1 protein-coding gene and 1 pseudogene are annotated in these 525 nt (G+C 64.4%); both read left to right on the top strand.

All coding sequences use genetic code 11. The features are described 5' to 3' along the window. Positions 1–4 precede the first annotated feature (4 nt). Positions 5–196: pseudogene (locus ACFLIM_RS50315) on the top strand (AAA family ATPase); the annotation flags it as partial. Positions 197–266: 70 nt separating this feature from the next. Then, positions 267–461: a Mu transposase C-terminal domain-containing protein gene (locus tag ACFLIM_RS50310; RefSeq protein WP_393178059.1), complete on the top strand. Its 195-nt coding sequence runs from the start codon at positions 267–269 to the stop codon at positions 459–461. Positions 462–525: the final 64 nt, after the last annotated feature.

The raw sequence follows: 525 nt of genomic DNA, 5'->3' as shown, positions 1-525 counted from the left end.
GCATCTGGCCACCCTCATCCCCCAGGCCGCCGACATCCTCGCCGGCGAACACGCCGAACGCGGACGCACCCCCGTCCTCATCCTGGACGAAGCACACCTGCTCAACCACGCCCAGCTGGATGCGCTGCGGATGATGACCAACCACGAGCTCGACAGCCGCCAGCCCTTCGCGCTGCTCCTGCTCGGCCAGCCCACCCTCCGCCGCATGATCAAGCTGGGTGTTCTCGCAGCGCTCGACCAGCGGATCTCAGTGAGATACCGCGTTCTTGTGGACCGAACGCCGCAAAGTGTCCAAGGTCGGCACCGTCACCCTGCACCACAACGCCTACGAAGTGGGCCACGAGCTGGCCGGCCGCTACGTCGAGCTGGCCTTCGACCCCTTATGGCAATCTCGCCATAAGGGGTCTTATGCCGACCCGAGCGTTATCCCGACAATCGTGCGTCTGGCGGGTTCAGGATGACTGGAGGTCGGCATATTCCGCCCTGATCATTCGCGAGTCGGTGAGCTGAGGCTGTCGAGGAAGT

The sequence above is a fragment of the Nonomuraea marmarensis genome (genome assembly GCF_043197025.1).
Classification (GTDB): Bacteria; Actinomycetota; Actinomycetes; order Streptosporangiales; family Streptosporangiaceae; genus Nonomuraea; species Nonomuraea marmarensis.
The sequence above is the reverse complement of the archived record's forward strand: the minus strand, read 5'-3'. Positions and strand labels throughout refer to the sequence as shown.